Origin of the sequence: Clostridium sp. AF02-29 (assembly GCF_934835585.1) — a bacterium.
GTDB classification, from domain to species: Bacteria; Bacillota; Clostridia; order Lachnospirales; family Lachnospiraceae; genus Otoolea; species Otoolea fessa.
The window spans coordinates 1-24277 of sequence record NZ_CAKVZK010000040.1 but is presented as its reverse complement, the minus strand read 5'-3'; the positions used below and the strand labels follow the sequence as shown (position 1 = coordinate 24277).

Below are 24277 nucleotides of genomic sequence, written 5' to 3'. Positions count from 1 at the left end.
GTGGTGGCAGCAGGAATTTGCCGTATTTAAATGCGAAGCCACGGCAAATTCCGTCACTGGGCACGTATGCGTGAACAGTAACCCGCCAAAAAAGCGGCATCCCTGCTGAAGCAGAAACGCCGCTTTTATATCGTTTACAATCTTATCGATTGCTTATGCTATCCAATTTTTATTCATCCACGCTGTAGTTCGGAGCCTCTTTTGTGATGTGGATATCATGCGGATGACTCTCTTTTAAGGATGCTGCGGAAATCTTGATGAAACGTCCGGTCTCCTGAAGAGTCGGAATATCCGATGCGCCGCAGTAACCCATACCAGCACGCAGACCGCCGAGCATCTGGAATACGGTATCTTCTACCATTCCCTTGTATGCAACACGTCCTTCTACACCCTCCGGAACGAGTTTCTTCGCATCGCTCTGGAAGTAACGATCCTTGCTGCCGTTCTCCATCGCTGCGATGGAACCCATGCCGCGGTATACTTTGTATTTTCTTCCCTGGTACAGCTCAAAAGTTCCCGGGCTCTCATCGCATCCTGCAAACATGGAACCCATCATGCAGACGCTGCCGCCTGCTGCGATCGCCTTCGTCAGATCGCCAGAATACTTGATACCGCCGTCTGCGATGATCGGAATGCCGTACTCTTTGGCAACTGCATAGCAGTCCATAACAGCGGTGATCTGCGGAACGCCGATACCTGCTACGACACGGGTCGTACAGATGGAACCCGGTCCGATACCAACCTTGACCGCGTCAACGCCTGCCTCGATGAGAGCTTTTGTTGCCTCTCCGGTCGCTACGTTACCTGCTATTACCTGCAGATCCGGATATGCTTCCTTGATCATTCTGACACAGTGAAGAACATTCTCAGAATGTCCATGTGCAGAGTCGAGAACAACTACGTCTACTTTTGCTTTCACCAGGGCTTCCACACGATCCAGCACGTTTGCAGTGATACCTACTGCCGCGCCGCAGAGCAGACGTCCCTGTGCATCCTTTGCAGAGAACGGATACTTGATCTGTTTCTCAATATCCTTGATAGTAATAAGACCCTTGAGGTTAAAATCCTTGTCCACGATCGGAAGCTTCTCGACACGTGCCTTGGCAAGAATCTTCTTTGCCTCCGTCAGGGTGATGCCCTCCGGAGCGGTAACCAGATGCTCAGAAGTCATGCACTCTTTAATCTTCTTGGAGAAATCTTCCTCGAACTTGAGGTCACGGTTTGTGATAATACCAACCAGTTTTCTTCCCTCTGTGATCGGAACACCGGAAATCCGGAACTTGCCCATCAGCTCATCCGCATCCTTTAATGTATGCTCTGGGGATAAATAAAACGGGTCAGTGATTACACCATTCTCAGAACGTTTTACTTTATCGACCTCCTCAGCCTGCGCCTCGATCGACATGTTCTTGTGAATAATACCAATTCCACCCTGTCTTGCCATTGCAATCGCCATGCGGTGCTCTGTAACCGTATCCATGCCGGCACTCATCAGGGGGATGTTCAGCTGAATCTTCTTGGTCAGATGTGTCGTCAGGTTTACCTGATTCGGAATAACCTCAGAATAGGACGGCACAAGCAGGACATCATCAAATGTAATGCCATCGCCAATAATCTTACCCATTATATTACCCTCACTTTCGTAAATTTTAAACACTGGACATTGAAAACTGTCTGATGTTAATAATTGATTTTAGCAAGTTTTTTGAAATATGTCAACCGGAGAATAAAGGGGTTGACGATAGAATTTACTTACGCCATTTAATTAGCATATCTTATAAATAATACCAATCAGATAAGTATTAATAATGCAGTCATCCTTAGCCTCATCTCCCTGCCAATTTTTTTACCAAAAAAGAAGGACTGCCACACCTTCGCATAGCAGTCCTTCTTTCCCCTGGCAGCTGCCTGTCAGAGATTCTTTCTATAAATTACCATTTTTATTTTCTACATTCGATACTGCATCTCTGATGTAACATCTTCCGCCCTTTTCCGGCTCTCTTACTTACATCATGCCGCCCATGCCAGCGCCTGCTGCCGGACCTGCCGGTGCATCTTCTTTGATGTTGGCAACTGCGGACTCGGTTGTAAGCAGGGTAGATGCAACGCTGGTTGCGTTCTGCAGGGCACTTCTGGTTACCTTTGCCGGATCCAGGATGCCTGCTTCTACCATATCTACGTATTCCTCATTGTAAGCATCGTAACCTACGCCTACTGGGGACTCTTTTACCTTGTTGATGATAACAGAGCCTTCCAGACCTGCGTTTGCTGCGATGTGGAACAGCGGAGCTTCCAGAGCTTTCAGGACGATACGGCCGCCGGTCTTCTCGTCGCCTTCCAGTCCGTCTACTACCTTCTGAACTTCTGCTGCTGCGTGAACATATGCAGATCCGCCGCCTGCGATGATGCCTTCCTCAACAGCTGCCTTTGCTGCGGACAGGGCATCTTCCATACGCATCTTAGCTTCCTTCATCTCAGCCTCGGTCGCTGCACCAACACGGATAACGGCTACGCCGCCAGCCATCTTAGCCAGTCTCTCCTGCAGTTTCTCACGGTCAAAATCAGAAGTGGTTTCCTCAATCTGAGCCTTAATCTGAGCCACACGGTCTGCGATGGCTTTCTTATCGCCGCAGCCATCTACGATGATGGTGTTCTCTTTCTGAACTTTAACGGATTTCGCACGACCAAGCTGATCCATGGTGGTATCCTTTAATTCAAGTCCCAGTTCCTCGGAAATAACAGTACCGCCGGTCAGGATTGCAATATCCTTTAACATTTCTTTTCTTCTGTCGCCGTAACCCGGAGCCTTCACACCAACAACGGTGAAAGTACCTCTCAGCTTATTGACAATCAGGGTGGTCAGCGCCTCGCCCTCAATGTCCTCAGCGATGATGAGCAGCTTGGAACCAGACTGTACCAGCTGTTCCAGCAGCGGCAGAATCTCCTGAATGTTGGAGATCTTCTTATCGGTAATTAAGATGTACGGATCGTCCAGAACAGCTTCCATCTTCTCCATATCAGTTGCCATGTATGCAGATACATAGCCACGGTCAAACTGCATGCCTTCTACCAGATCAAGCTCGGTCTTCATAGTCTTGGACTCTTCAATGGTAATAACGCCATCTTTGGAAACCTTCTCCATCGCGTCTGCTACCATCTGGCCTACTTCCTCATCAGCGGAAGAGATAGCAGCGACTCTTGCGATATCTGCCTGGCTCTTAACGTCCTTCTTCATACCTTTGATTGCCTCTACGGCTGCATCTGTGGCTTTCTTCATACCCTTTCTCATGATGATCGGGTTAGCACCTGCTGCCAGGTTCTTCATACCTTCGTTGATCATCGCTTGGGCCAGAACGGTTGCAGTTGTAGTACCATCACCAGCTGCATCGTTGGTCTTGGTTGCTACTTCCTTCACCAGCTGTGCGCCCATGTTCTCAAATGGGTCTGCCAGCTCGATCTCCTTCGCAATGGTCACACCATCGTTGGTAATGAGCGGAGCGCCGAAGGATTTATCCAGAACTACGTTTCTGCCTTTCGGTCCTAATGTAACTCTTACGGTATCTGCTAACTGATTTACGCCCGCTTCCAGGGCTTTTCTGGCCTCTACGCCATATTTAATTTCCTTTGCCATGGTTATCAACCTCCATAATTTTCTTGAATAAACGTTCCGATCAGCATCTGTCTTCCAGACATCCTGCCCATCGATTAACCGATAACAGCCAGAATATCATTCTGTTTTACAATGACATATTTCTCATTGTCCAGCTCAACTTCTGTGCCTGAGTATTTCGAATAGATAACTTTATCGCCAACCTTTACCTGCATCGTGATTTCTTTTCCATCTACCACTCCGCCAGGACCAACCGCGATTACCTCTGCCTGCTGCGGTTTCTCTTTTGCCTGACCCGGAAGAACGATACCTGATTTGGTCGTCTCCTCTGCAACTAACTGCTTTAATACAACTCTGTCAAATAATGGTGTTAACTTCATTATTGGCTCCTCCTTATCCATCCAAATTTATTCCATCTGATTGCTTTTCTTTCGTAATCAGATATGTATCTTCTTCTTACGAAGTATGTTATAACACGTTCTGTTAGCACCGTCAAGTGTTGAGTGCTAAAATTTTAGTAAATTTTACGGGGAGAACTGAAATATTCCATTTCTCCCCGTTCTATTAATTGCTCTCCTCAAATGCCTTAATCGCCGCAACCGTTTTCTCATAACACTCTTTTACCGCTGCAAAATCTGCCTCGTATCCGGTCAGTTCTCTGCCTCTCAGTTTTTCGGTCAGCGCTGCGCTTACCTCATAGAAGGCATCAAAGCCCAGGTTCAGACAGATTCCTTTCAGGGTATGTGCCGCGCAGAATGCTTTCTCCGCATCCTTTTCTTTCAATCCATCCTCCAGATCCTGAAAGCTGGAATCGCTCAGAAACTTGATGGCAAATTTTTTCACCATCGCCGCACCTCCAAAGCGTTTCTGAACTCCTTCAAAATCCCCGCCCATTTCTTTGTAGCATTCCTGAATTGTCATGACAGCCTCCTGTTATTTCTCTTCCTCAGTTTTCATACGGCTCAGCTCCTCGCCCGCAGTTCCATACTCTTTTTCAATCGCCCGCGTCACCGCGCCGAAAAACTTCTTCTGCGAATTGTCATAATGTTCAAATTTCTTATTTTTTCGCTCCGGATCACTCATCTCACTCCGGTATGCTGCCTCCTGCAGCTCCTTTTTAATATGATCCTGAATCTCACACAGGCACTCAAGCAGGAGCGGGTTAAATGTACCACACTCTCCGTTGCAGATCATCTGCACCGCCTCCTCATGAGAATAAGCCTTTTTATAGACGCGCTCACTTGTCAGCGCATCATACACATCCGCCAGCGCCACCACCTGCGCTGAGATCGGGATCTCCTCCCCTTTTAGACCATCCGGATATCCTTTTCCATCATAGCGCTCATGGTGCCAACGGCAGATCTGGTACGCCACTTTCATCAGCGGCTCATCCTCATACATCTGAAGATTCGCAAGCATGTCCGCACCGATCACTGTATGTTTTTCCATGATCTTACGTTCCTCCGGCGTCAGACGACCCGGTTTATTCAAAATCTTCTCGTCAATTCCGATCTTTCCGATGTCATGCAGGGATGATGCCGTGCTGATCAGCATCCGGTTCGACCAGGACAAGTGATATTTGTCCGTCTTCTTGGCGAGCTGTTCCAGAATCATTGTCGTCAATGTATTAATATTGAGTACGTGCATACCGCTCTCGCCATTTCGAAATTCCACGATCTCGCTCAGAACACTGATCAGCATCCGGCTATTCTTCTCTTTCTCAAAAACCTGGTTCGTCACCATTGCCACCAGGCGGCGCTGTTTCGCATACAATTTGATCGTATTTAAGACACGCCTGTGTACAACCTCCATATCGAACGGGCGCTTGATATAATCAGAAACGCCCCACTCATACGCCTGCTTGATGACCTTGCCCGAATCTTCGCCCGAAATCATGATAACCGGGATATCCCCGATCAGGTTGTTGCGGTTCATGTATTCCAGAACCCCGAAGCCGTCCATCCCCGGCATGACGATATCGAGAAGAATCAGGGAAATCTTCGTCTCATAATGGTTCAGCATGTCGAGACATGCTGAACCATTTTCTGCCTCCAGAATCTCGAATTCGCCTTTCAGCATTTCTGAGAGAATCATACGGTTCATCTCCGAATCGTCCACGATCAAAATGCGGTAACGACTCGCATTGCGCCGCCCGGCTGCCACGCTCTCCTCCGGTGTCCGCTGCCCATCTTTCTCAGTCACAATCGTGTTCTTGGAGGTCTTCGCCTGATACATATATTCGTCCGCCCGGCACATCGCCTTCCCGACTGTCTCCCCGTTCGTCAGCGTACCGCCGATGCTGACTGACAATTTCAGTTGCGGATATCCTTCAACACTCATGCTGCGGATCACATCCTGAATCCGGTGCAGCTTCTCAACAAATGCCTCCAGACTGATGCCCGGCATCACAAGCAGAAATTCATCCCCGCCATAACGCACCAGGCGGTCCGTCTTACGGACACAGCTTATAATCGCCGCCGACACCGTCACCAGCACTTTATCGCCCGCCACATGCCCATATGTATCATTGTGGGTCTTCAAATCATCCAGATCGATCATCGCGATACCGGCATCCATCCGCTGCTCTTTTAACTGATCTTCAAAATATCTCCGGTTGTAGCTCCCCGTCAGTGCATCCGCATACAGCTCGCGCCTGTAGTGTGCAAATTTCTTAACGAGTGTTTCTCTTCCCTCTGCATCAAGAAGTGTCTCATCATCCAGACAGGAAATCATCTCCACCACACAGGGAACTCCATCCACCTCCAGATACTTCGCAATGACCTGATACATCTTCAGACCGATAAATTCAAGCTTCGTGCACTGTCCCTTCATCGCAAGCGCGCGCTGTGCCACACAATTCTCACAATTCTTTCCTTTTTCCCAGAACGAATAACATTTGCAGTCCTCAGATCGGAGTTCCCCGTTCCTCACGTCCATCTTATGGAGCAGATCTTTATCTAAAATACGTACAACCGTAAATATCTTTTCCATCTGCGCAATCATTTGTTCCAATTCCTGCGCCGTCATCTTTGTATTGGAATTCATCATTTTATTTTTATCACCACCTGGCAAATATATAATTTTATTCTACATGATTTCCGGTATGACAACAAGCGTTTTTCTCATGCTTCCTGTACATAATTACCGCCCCTGTGTTACTGTTCACGCATACGTGCCCCGTAACACGTGATTCACACATATCCCGGTGTTCACAAAAGATTCCCTTTATTTTTTAGGCGTTTCGTATTACAATAAGGATATCGAATCGTATAGAGAGGAGTATCAACCATGGCAAAAAAACATTTTGGTAAATTACTGACACTGGCAGCTATCGTCGGCGCTGCAGCAGCTGGTGTTTCTTACGTCTTACAGTATAAATCATTCCACAAGGAACTGGACGAGGATTTCCACGACTTTGAAGATGATTTCGATGATTTTGACGATGCCGGCGATAAAGAAGCTTCCAAGACTTCTGATACAGCTGCCTCCGAACGCAGCTATGTTTCCTTAAACCCGGAGAAAAAGGAAGCTCCAGCTGAGACTCCAGAGGAAACTTCTGAACATTCTGAAGAAAGCGAAAAAGCTCCGGCTGATGCAGATGTCTCTTCCGAAGAACCAGTCAAAACAGAAACTGTTCGCGCAGATGCTCCGGTTTCCGAGGACGGCGAAGCTTCTTCCGAGAAAGAGGATTCCGACGCAGCCCCGGATGACAGCACAACCGTGACGGTTGAGGAAATCACAGAATAACACAGGAGGATTCTTTGCATGATACAAAGTCTTCTCCGCGCGATGGAACTTCTGGAACTTTTAAAAGAAGCCAACCACAAATATTCCATCGCAGAACTTTCCGAATCAACCGGGCTTCCGCCCAGCACGATCCACCGGATTTTGCAGACATTTTGTGAAAAAAAATACGTGATCCGCGATGAACACGCGCACACCTACCAGCTCGGTCCCGCCCTCATCTCTCTCGGTCGGGCGGCGGCTGACAATGTGCGGATTCAGGATGCGGCGCTTCCGATTCTCAAGAACCTCTCCTACTGTACCCGTGAGGATTCCTATCTGATCATCCAGGTTGGCGACAAAGGACTGGTACTTGACAAAACGGACGGTCCGAACCACCTCAAGGTCGTCGAAGAATTTGGCTATGAGATGGATCTGCACTGCGGTGCGATCCGCAAGGCGCTTCTGGCTTTCCAGAGCGACGAATACATCCGCCGCTATCTGTACACGCGCTTAAACCGTCCTGAGGCATTTCCAAAGGCGGATCCCGCAGAATTGGCAGAAGAACTCCGCACCATCCGTGAGAAGGGCATTGCCGTTTCCCACGGCGAATACGTCCCGGATGCAGTCGGGATCGGTGCTCCCATTTACGGTATTGACGGACGCATTTCCGCTTCGGTCGGAATCATCGCACCGTATTCCCGTATTGAAGATGACACACATCTTCTGCACCTGCAGGAGCAGGTTCGCCACAGTGCGGCAGAATTGTCCTATTATATGGGACATACATTTAAGCAGGAGAAATAAAATTACGGTTCACGGGTAGGCACTTTTGGAACCGAAAGTGCCGTACGAAAACGTGGTGTCAGCAGGAATTTGCCGTATTTAAATGCGAAGCCACGGCAAATTCCGTTACTGGGCACGTATGCGTGAACAGTAACGAAATAAAAACAGGGGGGGATATTATCAAAGATTCGGGTATACATCATATCCGGAGCTTTGAGATATCCTCTTTTTTAATCATTTTTGCAAAAAGGAGATTTCACTTTATGATTAATAAACGCTTATTTTTAGCAGGCTTAACAACGGGTCTTCTCTCCCTCTCCGCCGCTTTCCCGGCGATGGCAGGAAGCTGGAAAAATGGAGCTGGTGACAATGCTGCCCGCTGGTGGTACGACAACGGTGACAACACCTGGGCGGCAAATGGCTGGCGCTGGATCGACGGCAACCAGGACGGCGTCAGCGAATGCTACTATTTCGACGCCGAAGGCTGGCTTCTAACCACCACCACAACACCGGACGGCTACACTGTAAACGCAGACGGCGCCTGGACGGTAAACGGCATCGCTCAGAGCCGCCAGACCGCGGCTTCCAATGAATTCGATAACGAAAGCTGGGACGATTTCCAGAACAGCTCCTCCAAAAAGACGAAAAAAACAGCCACCAGCTCCAGCAGGACGCCAGCTTCCGGAAGCTCTGACTCCAGCACCGGCTCATCCGAAGATTCTTCCAGCGATGATAGCAGCAATTCCGCCAGCTCCGGTCCGTCCAAAGAAACCTCTTCTACTTCCGGAGACAAAAAGCCGGATGCTCCAAAGAAGAACTCCAAACAGGAACCAGACAGCGGCTACCGCCAGGGATCTGTGACGGATGAGGAAATTGCAAATAATAGTTCTTCTGACTCCACAGAGGAATAAATAAACGTGTGCCGCAAGACACACAAACAAACGCCCCCGCAAGGAAATCTCCTGCGGGGGCGTTTCTATCTCATCATTCAGTTTCCCAAACGAATCTTCTATTATTTCTGAAGTGCAAGGACGTCAGCGAATGCCTGAATAGCAGTGCTTGCCTGACCGAAGTCTCTCATCTGCTGGTCGATACCCAGTTTGATGTGCGGAACGCCTGCATCGTTCAGAGCTTTCTTCAGGTACGGATACTCCATCTCCTCCGGATCACAGAACTGCTGCATGAACAGTACCAGACCCTGAGCGCCGCTCTCCTTAACCATGTTAGCTACGAACTCACCACGACGGTTCTTGTTGGATTCCGGATCGTACAGAAGTACTTCGTAATCGATGTTAGCGAACTGTTTAGCCAGTGCTCTAACCGGATCCAGCTCGTCTTCCGGAGCGTCTACACGGAAGGAACGTGTCTCGTGTGCTACATCATCTGCAGCGATAGCGATGTTGTTCTCTTCGAAGATAGAAAGCAGCTTCGGATTATCACAGATAATACCGGAGGTAACAACCTTGGTTCCCTTCCAGTCACATACCGGAAGTTTAGCCAGCTCTGCGTTCAGCTCGTTCAGCTTTGCAGTGTATTCCGGCTTCTCCATGAAGTAGAATGCCTTCAGGACTGCGGAACGTTTGGTTGGTGTAATAACATCACAGTGCTCGTTAGCCAGTTTTACGAACTCACGGCGAGCTGCACGGCTCTTGTTGTATACAACGATAGCATCCTGGATGTCAGAATCAGTAATCTTTCTTCCAGCGATTTCTTCCAGATCAGCTTTTACATGGTTGTACTGATCGATACAGAACTGAAGACCAAACTCTTCGAAACGGTTCTGCGGATGAGCTAAGAAGATAACTTTCATCTTGTCGCCCATAGCTACACGGAAGTTCTGGCTCATCGGACGAAGAGTATCACAGATAGTAGGTGTGATAATACCGTCTAACTGATCCATAGTTCCATCCAGCAGCATCTCCAGAGCTAACTGAGCGATGGTGCAGTAGAAAGTAGCGCAGTACTCTTTTGCACGGCTGATGGTCTTAGTGTTGGAACCCCACATACCCATCGGAACGATACCAGCGGCATATACAAGCTCTTCCGGAGCGTAGTAAGGAAGAACACCAACTACTTTTTTGCCCTGAGCTTTATATTCAGCAAGCTGCTGCTTCGGAGTTGCAGCTTTTACCTTAAATTCTTCTAATAATGCGTTAACACTCATGGTTATTTAGCCTCCTTTGCCTGCTTATTTGCTTCCATTGCCTCAACCAGACCCTCTACACGAGTCTCGTACTGAGCAGCATTGAAGTTACGCGGGTCAGCCTGATCGCCGTCGAAACCAGCACACGGGATACCCAGGTCAGCAGTAAAGCGACGCTGCATCTCAGCCATGTAACCACTCCACGGTTTACAGCTTCTGTTGTAGTGAACCAGAACGCCATCTACCTTGTTGTCACGGCAGATGCCTTCACGCCAGTCAACACCCTGCTCGATGCAGACAGAGTTCGGAGCTTTGTAGTAAGCACGAGCCATCTCATCGATGTTGTTGTAAACGAAACCGAATGCCGGAGCATATACAACGGCAGTAACGTTTACACCGTGGGTCTTCAGCGGTTTGAACAGAGCCGGCAGTTTCGGCCAGCACGGAATACCCTCGAACATAACACGGTATTTCTCCGGGAACGGAGTTGTGGTCTCACCCTTCTTAACTGTCTCTTCCAGGTCTTTTGCAAGTAATTCAAAAGCATCACCAGCAGCTACAGTAGCACGTGCAGTTACAACGTCTGCCATGTGGTTGAACAGGTCAAATCCACTATATGGAGCCGGTTTGTACTGCAGGAAATCACAGACTTTCAGCCAAGCCTTAGCGGTACGGTTAGCGTTTGCACAAGCCTGCTCGAACTTCTTCTCGTCGAACTTCTTGCCTGTCAGCTCTTCCAGCTGTTTGATCGCTTTGTCGAACTGAGCGCGAACGTATTTAACATTCTCATCATGAACATCTACTGTATTGTTGTACGGGATATCGATCATGATCAGCGGAATGTTACACATACGAGCGATGTTCTCATACCATTTTGTCATACAGTTACAGATGTTGTTGCAGCAAAGAACGAAATCCGGCTGCGGAATACGCATCTGACGAATCGGAGAAATAGCCTCAAGACGTTTCTCTTTTTCCGGACCATCCGGGAGTTTTTCAATCTCAAGCAGGTTGTCCAGCTGCAGATACGGAGTCTGAGTCTTCGGATCCTTCTTCGGTTTTCCGTCTTCACCCATCACTACGTTGCCGTCAGCATCCTTTAATGGTTTACCTGTGCTCGGATCGATGATGTATTCACCAGTCTCCGGATCATACTTACGGGATACACGTACACCAGCTGCATATGCAAGGCTGATACGAGCATAACCGCAGATATCGTTGTCATATCCAAGATCCTCAGCTGCCTGGCACATCAGCTCACCGTAACGGTTAGCTGCGATACCAGCTGCCTGGTTCTCCGGATACATAACGTGTAAATCAAATGCTGCTGCAAGCTCACACGGGAATTTGGAAGAAGACCATCCAACTAACTCGCCTCTTGCTTTGGCCTCACGCGCCTCTTTATGTACGTCATCTACGACTTTACGAAGCGCAAGAACACCAGGACTAACTTGTTTTGCCATAATAATTATCCTCCATTCTTAAAAATTAACTTAGTTACTTCTGACGGCTGGCTACCTGATATGCCATCAGGGCTGCGCCAAGCGCGCCGTTATACTGTGTCAGCGGGGATGTATAAATCTTTACGCCAAGCTCAGCCTCAAGCGCATCTACTACGCCCTGGTTCTGAGCCACACCGCCTGTCATAACGACATCCGGCACTACACCGATTCGGTGGGCAAGACCCGTGACACGATGAGCCACTGAACGATGAATACCGGCAATGATATCACATTTATCCGTTCCCATCGACAACTGGCTTATAACCTCACTCTCTGCAAAAACCGTACAGGTGGAACTGATTCCTACCTGCTTCTTGGACATAGCGCCAAGACGGCCTAGATCACTTACCTCAACTTCGAGAACGCGAGCCATAACATCCAGGAATCTTCCGGTTCCGGCTGCACACTTATCGTTCATCTGGAAGTTTGTCATGACACCGTCCTCAACGCGAAGAACCTTCACGTCCTGACCGCCAATGTCAATTACGGTATGAACCTTCGGGAAAAGGAAATAAGCGCCCTTTGCATGACATGACAGCTCACTCATCTGCTTATCGGCAATTCCGTCCATCAGAGATGTACGTCCATAACCGGTAGCCAGTGTGAATGCCATATCTTCTTTCTTGAGGCCTGCATCTTCCAGAACTGCCTCGATGGCACGGTTTGGACCGCTGGTACCTGCTCCAACGTCAATCAGAGACTTACCTACGATCTCCTTGCCATCCTTCAGGATGATACATTTGGAAGCTGTAGAGCCTACATCGATACCTAAAGTGAAAATTTCGCTCATGATGTATCTTTTTCCTTTCAATACTGACTTTCTATGCCTGATTTTTGTTTCAACGATGTTTTGGCAGATCCGTGCTATCACATCGTCTCCACCCATCATAATACCACAAAATCAACTAAAAGTCGCTGTAAAATCTTGAAAATGTTATAAAATAATTCTTAACAAAACTATTACTTATTACTTATCTGCCTGAGTATACCAATAAATCGAGCAAAGGTTCCAGTTCCTTTGCCCGATTTATCTGCAAGCATCCGGAAAAACGGTTCATTTACAGTCATACAGACAAGCCGCTTCGCCAGAGCCTCACACTATTCACACTATCAATTTGTTACTTATCACTATTTACACTATCACTGTCAGCCGCGTACTTACGCGCCTTCTCTTTTTAAAATGTTATCTTAGCGGCACCTATCACAATGCCGTTTTAATTTGATAATTATTTACCGTAGTTGATGAACTCACGAGTAGATCTCGGAGCCAGCATCTGATGCATCGGGCAGATAGCCTGAGCATTCTGATAATAAGCCTCGGTAAATGCCTGGATGTACGGACGAAGATCGGTCAGATCTACGATCTCATCAACCATACCCTGTTTTGTACAGTATTTCGGACGAGATTTGTCTGTGTACATCTGGATCATAGCGTTCATCTTGTCGATGATCGGCTGAAGCGGCTCGCCAGCTTTTTTAGCTTTAACAAGCTTTCTGGAGTACATAGCGTTTGCAGCGGTCTCACCCGGCATTACGTAGTACTCGCAAGCACCTGTACCGATAGAGAATACGTTGGTGTTGTTGCCCTGCGGACCACCCAGAACGTAGTGAGCAGCAGCACTTGCCTTACGAAGAGTAACCTCCAGAGACGGAAGTTTAGAATTCTCGATGGAGTAAATCAGGGACTGACCTAAACCAAGCAGCTCTGCCTTCTCAGCGTCATCGCCTACATCGATACCTGTGGTATCCTGCAGCCAGATAATCGGTGTCTTATCACGAGCACACAGAGTAACGAACTCGTTCATCTTAATCAGACCCTGACGGTACAGCTTACCACCGATACCTACAGAACCCTGTTTGTACTCCGGATAGTTCATGAGTAAGCCCTGTACGTTAGCGATAACACCAACCAGAAGGCCGTTAACTTTTGCAAGACCAGCAACGATCTCCGGACCGTAGCCTTTCTTGTACTCGAAGAACTCACTGTTATCGAACAGACGGCCGATTACATCGTAGATGTCGTACGGACGTTTCTGGTTCATCGGGATGATGCTGTACAGATCCTCAGCCGGAAGCTGCGGAGCCTTCGGGCTGTCAACACGGAAGAACTCCAGGTTGAAGCACGGAAGGTAATTGATGTACTTCTTGATTCCCTCGATAACGCCTAAATCATCCTCGTAAACCTCACGGAAGAATCCGGTCTCATCATAGTGGATCGGCACGGAACCCGGAGCCGGAACGTGATGTTTGCTGTTCTCGATCTGAGCGTTAACGATCTGCTCTGCTGCTTCCTCATCGATGTAACCCTTCGGGTTCATACCGGAAAGGATACCAGCGCCACCAACTGCCATGTTCGCATCTTTATGAGCGATCAGGATAGTCGGGGAAATGCTGTGGTAACCACCACCTGCCGGGTTGGTTCCGTAGATACCTACGATAACCGGAACACCAAGCTGGTTTAACTCAGCGTTGCGGAAGAACGGTGTACCACCACCACGACGGTTCGGGTATACTTTGTCCTGGTTCGGGAACTCAACGCCTGAGCAGTTTAACAGGTATACTAACGGCAGATGCAGCATCTTAGCGGTATCTGCAGCACGGAGCAGGTTATCTGCCTGTCCCGGAACCCAAGCACCAGCCATCTTCTTGTTATCAGAAGCGATGATGTAAACCCATTTGCCATTTACACGGCCAAGACCATTCAGAACGTTAGTTGTCTGGAAACGGTTGTCTTCCGGATTGTAAAGGCTGTTTAACGGGCACCATGTACCTGGATCGATCAGGGCGTTGATACGCTGTGTAGCAGAAAGCTGTCCACGTGCGTTTAACTTCTCTTCGGTTGTGATACCAGCATCAAGAGCCTGCTTAATGGACTCATGGATGTCGTTCTCAACAGCCTTCAGTTCCTGCTCGTTTTCCGGATTCGGATTAACCAGAGCTTTACCAACGGTAGGCATATTCTGGAAATATCCTGGCATTGAATACATATTCATGTCTTCTTTTCTCCTTATAAAATAAAAAATAAAAATGGTTATAAATGAATTGCTTGCGGGACAGTTCGTCTCCTGTCCCGCCTGCAATCAGTAACTAATTAATCGACAGAAATGATATCTGTCTTGATTCCCTATGGAAGGCTAATTACTTAGTCTCCTTCGGAACTTTGATGAATGCCTGACCTGGGTCGATCTCTTCACGAATAACGCGGATGATCTCCGGATCCGGACCTTCCATCAGCTGAGCTCTGGAGGTATCGATCTCGAAACCAGTGTTCTCCTGAACCATTTCCGGAGAGGAGAATGGATAGTAGTAAGCCAGATACATTCTCTTGGTCTCTTCATCGAATTTCATGATACCAAGATCGGTAACTACCATCTGCGGTCCACGGTTGCCCGGAAGACCTGCTCTCTCACGTCCGCCAGGGCCGTCCATCCAGCCACAGCTTGTGATGTAGTCAACATGATCCATGAATCTTCTCTTCTGATGCTGCATCATGATGATGGTGTTGCAGAAGGTAGCGATTCCGTTTGCACCGCCAGAACCGGTGAAACGTGTGGTAGGTTTAACATAATCACCCTTACCAAAGATACAGGTAGAGTTAACGTTTCCGTACGGGTCGATCTGAGCGCCACCGATGAATGCGATCATACGATCAGCATCATGTAACCACTCATTAGCCTCGAAACCTACGAAACGAATGTTCGGCCACTGTACTGCACAGTGAGCCATGAAACGGTTGTCACCTACAGAACGCGGAACCTCGATCGGAGAACAATCCATAAGACCACTCTCTACGATCGGATGGCAGCTCGGGCAAACAACACGTTTTGCCAGGGATGCACCGATTAACGGAAGACCGGTACCAACGATAACGATCTGATTTTCTTTAATATTTTTTGCGATGGCGTAAGCCTGCATTTCCTGCTTTGTATACTTTGTATAATCAGCCATTTTAGATTTTCCCTCCCTCAATTAATGTCTGGTAGAATAGCCAAGATGCGGCTCATTCTTAAGGTTCATGAGGCGAGCGCCGCCCAGTACGTTGAGCAGATCATCCTGATCCTTGCATCCATATACATACTTCTGAAGGTAATCCTTGAAGGTCTCCGGAATCTTGGTGCCGTCAGCAGCATCTTTTGCAGCCTGTGCAGCAACTTCTGCAGCTTTTGCAAGCTTCTCATCTTCCGGCTTAGCAGCAGCAGCCTTAGCAGCTTTGTCTGCAGCCTTCTGAAGCTGTGCCTTAGCATCCTCAGCGTCAAGGTACTTGGAAGCCTTGTCGTACTCTTTCAAGCCCTTATCATCATCATCATAGTAGCCGTAGCACTGTGCCGGCCAAGCACCGTACGGTGCACGAACAACGGCGTCTACACACTCACCAAAGATTCTTGTCTTGGTTGGGTCACGACGGATATACTCATCACTTACGATCTCCTCGCAGGTAACGATACAACGTTTTGCAGCTACAGCGATATCTACGTCATGGAACTCATCACCATCGATGATACAGGTTCCATCCGGAGATGCCTGCTGAACATGGATGATAGCGCAGTCAAGCTTCGGAACCGGAACAGCCAGCAGCTTCTCGCCTGGCTCAAGCGGGTTCTCGATCTCTACGCATTTCAGGTTGTCAACACCTTCCATGGTTCTTCTCTTCTCTTCGCTGATACCCCAGAACTTAACAAGTCCGGAGCCCTGCATCATACGTACCGGCAGGTACGGAAGACCCAGAGATGCAGCATGAAGCTGAAGCATCAGAACGTCCTGAGAATAATCCTCATATGTAAGCTCACCCTTCTCGATAGCTGCACGGAAACGACGAGCTACGTTGGTGTAACCAGAGTTTGCAGTATAGCAGTTGATGTAGGCTCTCACACGGCCCTCACCGATTAACGCATCCCAGTCACCACCTGCCGGGCCAGACCAGCCTACAAAACCAGTTTTACCCTGACGAAGGATCTCGTAAACTGCTGCATACGGTTTACGGTTTGTTGTAAATCCGCCGAGACAAAGTACATCGTTGTCACATACATACTTTTCTACGGCATCGTGTAAAGACATTACTTTATTAGCCACAATAAAGCCTCCTTTAAAAAAATTTTCTATAACTACCTATATAAATAAGTAAAAACGGGATCCGGTACTTCCGGCGCTGCGGTCTTTCGCAGGCCAGATGCAGCCAGATCCCGGCTGCAACAGCCAAAAATCAATATTCGATTAACCGAAAATCAGCATGAAGAAACCTGCTGCTACGGCAGAACCGATAACACCTGCTACGTTTGGTCCCATAGCGTGCATCAGAAGGAAGTTGGTCGGATTCTCTTTTGCACCAACTGTCTGAGAAACGCGGGCAGCCATCGGTACAGCAGATACACCAGCGGAACCGATTAACGGGTTGATCTTGCCGCCGGTTACAGCGCACAGCACCTTACCAAGGAGAACACCTCCGATGGTAGCGAATGCGAATGCAAGAAGACCCATGCAAACGATAGCGATGGTCTGAACACGCAGGAAAATCTCGCCGTTTGCGGTCGCACCTACGGTAGTACCAAGCATGATAGTTACGATGTTGCACAGTGCGTTCTGAGCTGTATCAGAAAGACGCTCTGTAACACCAGATTCACGAAGCAGGTTACCAAGCATCAGCATACCAAGCAGCGGAGCTACGGACGGAAGAAGCAGGGAGCAGAAGAGTACTACGAATACCGGGAATACAATCTTCTCAACCTTGCTTACCTTACGGAGCTGCTTCATAACGATGGAACGCTCTTTCTTAGTGGTAAGAAGCTTCATGATCGGCGGCTGAATCAGCGGAATCAGCGCCATGTAGGAGTAAGCGGCAACGGCGATCGGAGCAACCAGATCCGGTGCCAGGTTGTTGGCTACATAGATAGCGGTCGGACCGTCTGCACCACCGATGATACCGATAGCGGCAGCCTCACCTACTGTGAATAAGCCAGTTGCGTTAGCCAGCATGAATGCAATGTAGATACCGAACTGAGCAGCTGCACCAAGCAGAAGGCTCACCGGGTTTGCAATCAGCGGACCAAAGTCTGTCATGGCACCTACTGCCATGAAGATCAGACACGGGAACAAACTGGACTTAACACCGCCGTAGATGATACGCAGAACACCTGCGGTATACCACGGCTCACTTTCCTTCATCAGGTCAGCTAACGGCAGGTTTGCCAGGAACATACCAAATGCAATCGGGAGCAGAAGAAGCGGCTCGAACTGCTTTTTAATTGCCAGGTATAATAATACAAAAGCAATGAGAATCATTACACAGCTTCTCCAGGTCAATGCTGCGAAACCTGACTGTGCAAGAAGCTCTTTTAATATTTCAAAAAAGTTCATTACCTAACCTCCTAGTTCAGAGCAACCAGAGCAGCTCCTGTATCAACAGAATCGCCAGCCTTAACAAGGATCTTGCTGACTGTACCGTCTGCCGGAGCAACGATCTCAGTCTCCATCTTCATGGCTTCCATAATAACTACTACTTCGCCAAATTTAACTGCCTGTCCTTCAGATACTTTGATGTTCAGGATTTTACCTGGCATCGGAGCTTCTACGGTAGTTGCGCCCGCCGGAGCTGCTGCCGGTGCCGGTGCCGGAGCTGCTGCCGGTGCCGGTGCTGGAGCTGGTGCCGGTGCTGCTGCAACCGGAGCCGGTGCTGCCGGTCTCTGTACCGGTGCGGATGCCGGAAGAACCGGTGCTGCCGGAGCTGCTACACCATTACGATCCAGAGATTTGTATGCTTCTAATTTTTCTACTTCAACTTCGTATTTCTTTCCATTGATCGTAGCAACATATTTCATAATTCTTTACGTCCTTTCGAATAATTATCCCTGTATCGTTCTATTAGTTCAGGGTAACCAGTGCTGCACCTGTGTCAACGGCGTCGCCTGCCTTGACAAGAATCTGTGCTACTGTACCGTCTGCCGGAGCAACGATTTCAGTTTCCATCTTCATAGCTTCCATCACGATGACGGTCTCACCAAACTTAACTGCCTGTCCTGCAGATACTTTGATGTTCAGGATCTTACCTGGCATCGGAGCCTCTACGGTAGTTGCGCCTGCTGCCGGTGCTGCCGCCGGTGCCGGTGCTGCTGCTGGTGCAGGAGCCGGTGCTGCTGGTGCAGGAGCCGGTGCCGGTGCTGCCGGTGCTGCTACTGGAGCCGGTGCTACTGCCGGAGCCTCGCCGTAACGCGGCATTGGCTCGTATGCATCGATTCTTTCAAGTTCTACTTCGTACTGTTTTCCATTGAGGGTAGCCGTATACTTCATAACTGCTCTAACCTTCCTTTCGATTTCCTTTCATTCCTGTTTCTCATTACTTAACTTCTGTCACGCTCAAGATCTTAAACTTGTCTGTCGGCAATCCGAGGTCATCCCCGATCGTTGCCATCAGCACGGCAAGTAATTCCTTATCAGCTTCGTCCGACACAGCCGGTGCTGCTTTCTGTGCTGCGGCCGGGGCCTTAGCACCATCAGAAACAACGGAGCGGAGAATCTTGGAAATTACCATAATTGCCAGAGCCAGACAGATCAGAGCCAGGAAAACCACCGAAAGACCCAGCAGAGAAACGATAACTGACTGCCCGAAAGGCATAGTTGGTTCAGTCCACATTGTGCATTGCACCTCCTTATTTATTTTAGGTTCTGCTTTCTTTGTGAAAAATTATACTTATAAAATTCCACTAGTAAGATTCCGTATTGTGGAATGCATTCCATTTTTGAAAGCAATTTATAAGGGGCTTTTCCCCTTAACTGTAACAAGTGAAGCCACAGATTGACATGATCAGCTCACTTTACTTAAATTATAACAGTAACCCCCCTGATTGTCAACCAAGCCTTTCATAAATTATGCACAAAAAGCAGGGTGTTTTATTAGCAAAAACAACCTGCTTTTTATAGGTTATTACTACATTTTTCTACATTTTTCTTAACAACCCCCGGAAGAATCGCCAAGACCTCTCAAGCATTTTGCTCATATTCTAAAATGTATTCTGAAAGTCCCGTTTTCTCCTTTTTTCATCAGAACAAAGCCGCTTTTTTCTGTATTTTTTTATACATTTTCAAGATTTGTCCTTGATTTATTTCGGAAGCTTGAAAGAGCTCTTCAGCGAAACAATCCGGTTGAAAACCGGTTTGCCCGGCTCGCTGTCGCGGCAGTCCACGCAGAAGTATCCATTGCGGACGAACTGAAAGCTCTCAAATGCTTTTGCCTCTTTCAGACCCGGCTCTAAGTAACACTCTTTCAGAACGCGCAGAGAATTCGGATTTAAGTTCAGCGTTCCATCTGCATTGAGTTTGCCCTTTTCCTCGTCTACCAGATTCTCATAGAGACGTACTTCTGCTTTCAGTGCAGTCTGTGCTGCTACCCAGTGAATCGTACCTTTTACCTTTCTTGCATTGAAGCCAGAACCACTCTTCGTCTCCGGATCGTAGGTACAGTGAACAACCGTTACATTGCCGTCTGCATCTTTCTCGCATCCGGTGCAGGTAACAAAGTACGCGTTCATCAGGCGGACCTCATTGCCCGGGAAGAGACGGAAGTATTTCTTCGGTGGTTCTTCCATAAAGTCCTCGCGTTCGATGTAAAGTTCTCTGCCGAATGGAATCTTTCTGGAACCAAGGTCCTCGTTCTCCATATTGTTTGGTGCATCCAGCTCCTCGATCTGTCCTTCCGGATAGTTGTCGATAACAAGCTTGACCGGATCAAGAATTGCCATCACACGGGACTTCTTTAATTTCAGATCCTCGCGCAGGCAGTACTCTAACATTGCACTGTCGATGGAATTATCTGCTTTGGAGACACCTGCCAGCTCTACAAAGCGGCGGATGGATTCCGGCGTGTAACCTCTGCGGCGCAGCGCTGCGATGGTTACCAGACGCGGGTCATCCCAGCCATCTACAATCTTATCTTCTACCAGTTTCTTGATATAACGTTTTCCGGTAATGACGTTGGTCAGATACATCTTCGCAAACTCAATCTGGCGCGGCGGCTTCTCAAACTCGCACTCTTTTACGACCCAGTCATAGAGCGGTCTGTGATCCTCAAATTCCAGCGTACAAATCGAATGCGTGATGTGCTCAATCGCATCCTCAATCGGATGAGCGAAATCGTACATCGGGTAAATGCACCATTTGTCCCCGGTGTTGTGATGATGCATATGGGCTACACGATAAATAACCGGATCACGCATATTGATGTTTGGGGATGCCATATCAATTTTCGCACGCAGTACCTTTTCGCCATCCACATATTTGCCTTCTTTCATCTCCTCAAAGAGCTGTAAGTTCTCCTCGATGCTGCGGTTGCGGTATGGGCTTTCCTTACCAGGATTGTTAAAATCACCGCGGTACTCGCGGATCTGATCAGCTGTCAGATCGCAGACGAATGCTTTTCCCTTTTTAATAAGAAGAACTGCACACTCATACATCTGCTGGAAATAGTTGGATGCAAAAAACAGGCGGTCCTCAAAATCAGCGCCCAGCCATTTTACATCCTCGATGATCGACTCAACAAACTCTGTCTTCTCTTTCGTCGGGTTGGTGTCATCAAAACGGAGATTGAATTTTCCGTTGTATTCTTTTGCCAGTCCAGAGTTCAGAATAATCGATTTAGCGTGTCCAATATGAAGATATCCGTTCGGTTCCGGAGGAAATCTCGTCTGGACATGATCGTAAACGCCTTCTGCCAGATCTTTGTCAATCTCGCGCTCGATAAAGTTCTTGGAGACAGTCTCTTCCTTCTCCTCTCCCTCTGCCAATGGTTTTTTATTTTCTTCCATATACATTCCCTCCGTTGTTTCTTTTCGTAAATTGATACTGTTGTTTGAGTCAAATCAAACAGTTTTATTTTTTATCATATCACATTTTGGAGTTTTCGAAAAGGGGATATTTGCCCACAAAAAAGGAAGCGCCGCGGGAGGACACTTCCTTTTCTGATTTTCAATTTTTAAGCATCTTTATTATGGCAATTTAAGATGTCCTGCGTTCGCAGGTAATTGTACTTCTTCTTATTATATATGTGTTTTTATGCGATTCTACTTATGCGTTTGCAAGAGCCTCGCCCAGTGCCTCGCACTCAGCACCTGCTGCCTCGTCCGGCGTTGCGTTGCAGATTACCGGCTCGCAAGCCATGGTTACGCCCAGAGTCATGCAGTCGCTCTCCCAGGTACGCATCCACTCGCCGTCGCCCCATCCGTAAGAACCGAATAATGCAATCTTTTTGCCAGAGAGAACCGGGCTAACCTCGTCGAACATCGGCTGGAACTCAGACTCCTCTAACTGTTCAGCTCCCATGGACGGGCAGCCAAATGCGATTCTGTCATACTCGCCAGCTTTGTCAGCGCCAAACTCTGCGGAAGTAAATAAATCAGCCTCGCCGCCCGCTTTCTTAACGCCCTCTGCTACGTAATTTGCCATAGCCTCTGTGTTTCCTGTTCCGCTCCAGTATACAATTGCTACCTTGCTCATTTTTATTTCCTCCTTGTGAATAATTTACTTACTTAGATTTATTATGCGGCTTTTACAAGCTGAATAATCGGTGTCCCCTGACGGTATTTCTCCCGGCACACTTCCGTGCATTCCCGGTATGAATCAAACCGCCGTTTTGCTTCCTGCGGATCGCCATACGTCTTCCAGTAACCGCTGCAGGTATAATTTTTTCCCTGATTTTCAATGAATCCAACAACATCCTCAAGCGGATACCCCAGGAAAATGCCAATCTCATGTGGAAAATCATGTTCCAGACAAAGCCGGTTGGAAAGCTGCCTCAAAAAGCCATCGACCGTCTTCTTCATCTGGTAACCAGACTTTTTTAAAAAGTGCTGTACAGATATTTTACCCAGAATGAAGCGAAGCCATTCCTCGCGGTACACCAGAATCAGAAACGCGCCCGTCCGGCTGCACTCTTTAAGCGCCCGCACCTGAAGCCCCGACGGTTCCAGTTCCCGGTTCCAGAAATCAAGCGCTTCCAGGAGTTTATCACGGTTCTGCGGCTGATAGCGGAACAAGTTCGACGGTTTGATGCCACGAAGAGTCGGCGCACACACCTCTACGAATACTTCTTCAAACAACCGTTCCATCTTTCTGCCTCCTGACTGCTTCTCTTGGTTAGCCATATCTACCTTTAGTTAGATACAGCTAACTATCTTTTAAAAAATAAAAGGCTTTTTCTGCCTTCTATTTTCCTTTTCGCAGGTTAGTCTCATCTAACTTCAATGAGACTATATCATGAATCACTTACCACGTCAAGCAAATTTTGTTCATTTTTGCTTACTGAGTTTTTTTATCAGCAACATCATTTTCTATCTTTTAGGACGATAAATAATCTCATTCACCGCATACACCGTCACAAATGCCTTCGGATCTGTTTTTAATATATACGGCATGAGCTGTGCATATTCGTTTTTATCTACGATCGTGATAATTTCCGTCTTCGGCTCATTGTCAAACGCGCCGAATCCCTGATAGATCGTCGCGCCGCTGTGAAGCGTATGCAGGATAAACTGGCGTATCTCTTCTTCTTTTTCCGAGATAATGCAAACTCTCTTTTTCAGATTCAGACCGAAAATAAAATGATCCAGCACGATTCCGTTTAAGTATGTGCCCAGAATGCCCAGCACCACCAGTTTTTTATCGCTGAAAAACACGGATGAGAGCGCCACACACATGCCTGGAAGCGCCATCGCTTTTCCCAGCTCCATATGGAAATATTTGTTTAAGAGCTTTGCCACGATGTCCAGACCGCCCGACGAGGCATTCATCCAGAACAAAAGAGCCAGACCAACGCTGACAACAAAGATATAGCAGACCGTATCCATCATCGCATCCTGGTTGAGCGACACAAAATCCGGGAAAACCTGCTCAAACACCCACAGAAAAACCGGCAGAATCAGTGACGTATACACCGTCTTGACGCCGAACTCGCGTCCGATAAAAAGAAATCCCACCACCAGAAGCGCCGCATTTAAAATAAAGGTCAGCACTGAAATCGGCAGCGGTACCACATTTCCCAAAAGCATCGCCAGACCGGAAATACTTCCCACCGATACACCGCTCGGAATCAGAAAGAAATAGACGGCTGCCGCCACGACAAAGGTCGCCGCTGTGATCATTGTGTACTCCCTGATTACGCGCATGGACTTTTTTGCCATAACTTAAAACCTCCTCATATTACAATTTCGCGCGAGCGCGCATCATTGGCACGTTAGCGCCTTTTTGTGTAATAGAGAATTCCAAGGGATTTCCCATTACACAAAAAGACACATCGCGTCTGCAATGTGTCTTCGTAATGAGGCATCGGGGATTCGAACCCCGGACAACTTGATTAAAAGTCAAGTGCTCTACCGACTGAGCTAATGCTCCATATAAAAGACTGGGCTAGCTGGATTCGAACCAGCGAATGCAGCAGTCAAAGTGCTGTGCCTTACCGCTTGGCGATAGCCCAAAAAGGTGGATAAAGGGATTCGAACCCTTGGCCTCCAGAGCCACAATCTGGCGCGCTAA

At 48.0% G+C, this 24277-nt stretch carries 22 protein-coding genes and 2 tRNA genes; 3 read left to right on the top strand and 21 right to left on the bottom strand.

What is annotated here, in order from left to right:
- Positions 1 to 169 precede the first annotated feature (169 nt).
- The 5 genes from guaB to PUQ60_RS09955 all read right to left on the bottom strand — a co-directional run bounded on the left by guaB (position 170) and on the right by PUQ60_RS09955 (position 6658).
- Positions 170 to 1624: an IMP dehydrogenase gene (gene guaB, locus PUQ60_RS09975; RefSeq protein WP_022359938.1), complete on the bottom strand. Its 1455-nt coding sequence runs from the start codon at positions 1622 to 1624 to the stop codon at positions 170 to 172.
- A gap of 381 nt (positions 1625 to 2005) precedes the next feature.
- The gene (gene groL / locus PUQ60_RS09970; RefSeq protein WP_022359939.1) at positions 2006 to 3631 is read right to left on the bottom strand and encodes a chaperonin GroEL; all 1626 of its coding nucleotides are present in this window, start codon (positions 3629 to 3631) and stop codon (positions 2006 to 2008) included.
- A 74-nt stretch (positions 3632 to 3705) separates the two neighbouring features.
- On the bottom strand, positions 3706 to 3990 hold the full coding sequence (locus PUQ60_RS09965; protein ID WP_022359940.1) for a co-chaperone GroES: 285 nt from the start codon (positions 3988 to 3990) through the stop codon (positions 3706 to 3708).
- A 184-nt stretch (positions 3991 to 4174) separates the two neighbouring features.
- Positions 4175 to 4531, bottom strand: a complete 357-nt coding sequence (locus PUQ60_RS09960) for an Hpt domain-containing protein (protein WP_273380361.1) — start codon at positions 4529 to 4531, stop codon at positions 4175 to 4177.
- Between the two features lie 12 nt (positions 4532 to 4543).
- Positions 4544 to 6658, bottom strand: coding sequence for a diguanylate cyclase (locus PUQ60_RS09955; RefSeq protein ID WP_337803368.1), 2115 nt, complete (start codon positions 6656 to 6658; stop codon positions 4544 to 4546).
- Positions 6659 to 6898: 240 nt separating this feature from the next.
- On the opposite strand from PUQ60_RS09955, the gene PUQ60_RS09950 reads away from it, so the two are divergent.
- The 3 genes from PUQ60_RS09950 to PUQ60_RS09940 all read left to right on the top strand — a co-directional run bounded on the left by PUQ60_RS09950 (position 6899) and on the right by PUQ60_RS09940 (position 9030).
- Positions 6899 to 7357: a hypothetical protein gene (locus PUQ60_RS09950; protein ID WP_022359943.1), complete on the top strand. Its 459-nt coding sequence runs from the start codon at positions 6899 to 6901 to the stop codon at positions 7355 to 7357.
- Positions 7358 to 7375: 18 nt separating this feature from the next.
- Positions 7376 to 8140, top strand: a complete 765-nt coding sequence (locus PUQ60_RS09945; RefSeq protein ID WP_273380360.1) for an IclR family transcriptional regulator — start codon at positions 7376 to 7378, stop codon at positions 8138 to 8140.
- A 242-nt stretch (positions 8141 to 8382) separates the two neighbouring features.
- A complete protein-coding gene (locus PUQ60_RS09940; RefSeq protein ID WP_273380358.1) occupies positions 8383 to 9030 on the top strand; it encodes a choline-binding protein in 648 nt (215 codons plus the stop codon).
- Positions 9031 to 9131: 101 nt separating this feature from the next.
- Here PUQ60_RS09940 and hgdB read toward each other — a convergent pair whose 3' ends face one another.
- The 16 genes from hgdB to PUQ60_RS09860 all read right to left on the bottom strand — a co-directional run bounded on the left by hgdB (position 9132) and on the right by PUQ60_RS09860 (position 24218).
- Positions 9132 to 10283, bottom strand: coding sequence for a (R)-2-hydroxyglutaryl-CoA dehydratase subunit beta (gene hgdB / locus PUQ60_RS09935; RefSeq protein ID WP_022359946.1), 1152 nt, complete (start codon positions 10281 to 10283; stop codon positions 9132 to 9134).
- Positions 10284 to 10285: 2 nt separating this feature from the next.
- Complete coding sequence (gene hgdA, locus PUQ60_RS09930) at positions 10286 to 11725, bottom strand: (R)-2-hydroxyglutaryl-CoA dehydratase subunit alpha (protein WP_022359947.1); 1440 nt, start codon at positions 11723 to 11725, stop codon at positions 10286 to 10288.
- 34 nt (positions 11726 to 11759) lie between these two features.
- Positions 11760 to 12554: a (R)-2-hydroxyglutaryl-CoA dehydratase activase HgdC gene (gene hgdC, locus PUQ60_RS09925; protein ID WP_022359948.1), complete on the bottom strand. Its 795-nt coding sequence runs from the start codon at positions 12552 to 12554 to the stop codon at positions 11760 to 11762.
- Between the two features lie 436 nt (positions 12555 to 12990).
- On the bottom strand, positions 12991 to 14757 hold the full coding sequence (locus PUQ60_RS09920; RefSeq protein WP_022359949.1) for a carboxyl transferase domain-containing protein: 1767 nt from the start codon (positions 14755 to 14757) through the stop codon (positions 12991 to 12993).
- A 145-nt stretch (positions 14758 to 14902) separates the two neighbouring features.
- Positions 14903 to 15712 (bottom strand): glutaconate CoA-transferase subunit B, encoded by an 810-nt coding sequence (gene gctB / locus PUQ60_RS09915; RefSeq protein ID WP_022359950.1) that lies wholly within the window; start codon positions 15710 to 15712, stop codon positions 14903 to 14905.
- Positions 15713 to 15733: 21 nt separating this feature from the next.
- Positions 15734 to 16834, bottom strand: a complete 1101-nt coding sequence (locus PUQ60_RS09910) for a CoA-transferase (protein WP_022359951.1) — start codon at positions 16832 to 16834, stop codon at positions 15734 to 15736.
- 141 nt (positions 16835 to 16975) lie between these two features.
- Positions 16976 to 18115: a sodium ion-translocating decarboxylase subunit beta gene (locus tag PUQ60_RS09905; protein WP_117796388.1), complete on the bottom strand. Its 1140-nt coding sequence runs from the start codon at positions 18113 to 18115 to the stop codon at positions 16976 to 16978.
- An 11-nt stretch (positions 18116 to 18126) separates the two neighbouring features.
- The gene (locus PUQ60_RS09900; RefSeq protein WP_273380353.1) at positions 18127 to 18576 is read right to left on the bottom strand and encodes a biotin/lipoyl-containing protein; all 450 of its coding nucleotides are present in this window, start codon (positions 18574 to 18576) and stop codon (positions 18127 to 18129) included.
- A gap of 43 nt (positions 18577 to 18619) precedes the next feature.
- On the bottom strand, positions 18620 to 19045 hold the full coding sequence (locus PUQ60_RS09895; protein ID WP_273380351.1) for a biotin/lipoyl-containing protein: 426 nt from the start codon (positions 19043 to 19045) through the stop codon (positions 18620 to 18622).
- Positions 19046 to 19091: 46 nt separating this feature from the next.
- Complete coding sequence (locus tag PUQ60_RS09890) at positions 19092 to 19388, bottom strand: OadG family protein (RefSeq protein ID WP_022359955.1); 297 nt, start codon at positions 19386 to 19388, stop codon at positions 19092 to 19094.
- A gap of 466 nt (positions 19389 to 19854) precedes the next feature.
- Complete coding sequence (locus PUQ60_RS09885) at positions 19855 to 21555, bottom strand: glutamine--tRNA ligase/YqeY domain fusion protein (protein ID WP_273380348.1); 1701 nt, start codon at positions 21553 to 21555, stop codon at positions 19855 to 19857.
- Positions 21556 to 21814: 259 nt separating this feature from the next.
- Positions 21815 to 22243 (bottom strand): flavodoxin, encoded by a 429-nt coding sequence (locus tag PUQ60_RS09880; protein ID WP_022359957.1) that lies wholly within the window; start codon positions 22241 to 22243, stop codon positions 21815 to 21817.
- A gap of 41 nt (positions 22244 to 22284) precedes the next feature.
- Positions 22285 to 22854, bottom strand: a complete 570-nt coding sequence (locus PUQ60_RS09875; RefSeq protein ID WP_022359958.1) for a DUF3793 family protein — start codon at positions 22852 to 22854, stop codon at positions 22285 to 22287.
- Positions 22855 to 23076: 222 nt separating this feature from the next.
- Positions 23077 to 23925 (bottom strand): YitT family protein, encoded by an 849-nt coding sequence (locus tag PUQ60_RS09870; RefSeq protein WP_273380346.1) that lies wholly within the window; start codon positions 23923 to 23925, stop codon positions 23077 to 23079.
- 138 nt (positions 23926 to 24063) lie between these two features.
- A tRNA-Lys gene (locus tag PUQ60_RS09865) sits at positions 24064 to 24136 on the bottom strand.
- Positions 24137 to 24146: 10 nt separating this feature from the next.
- A tRNA-Gln gene (locus PUQ60_RS09860) sits at positions 24147 to 24218 on the bottom strand.
- Positions 24219 to 24277 lie beyond the last annotated feature (59 nt).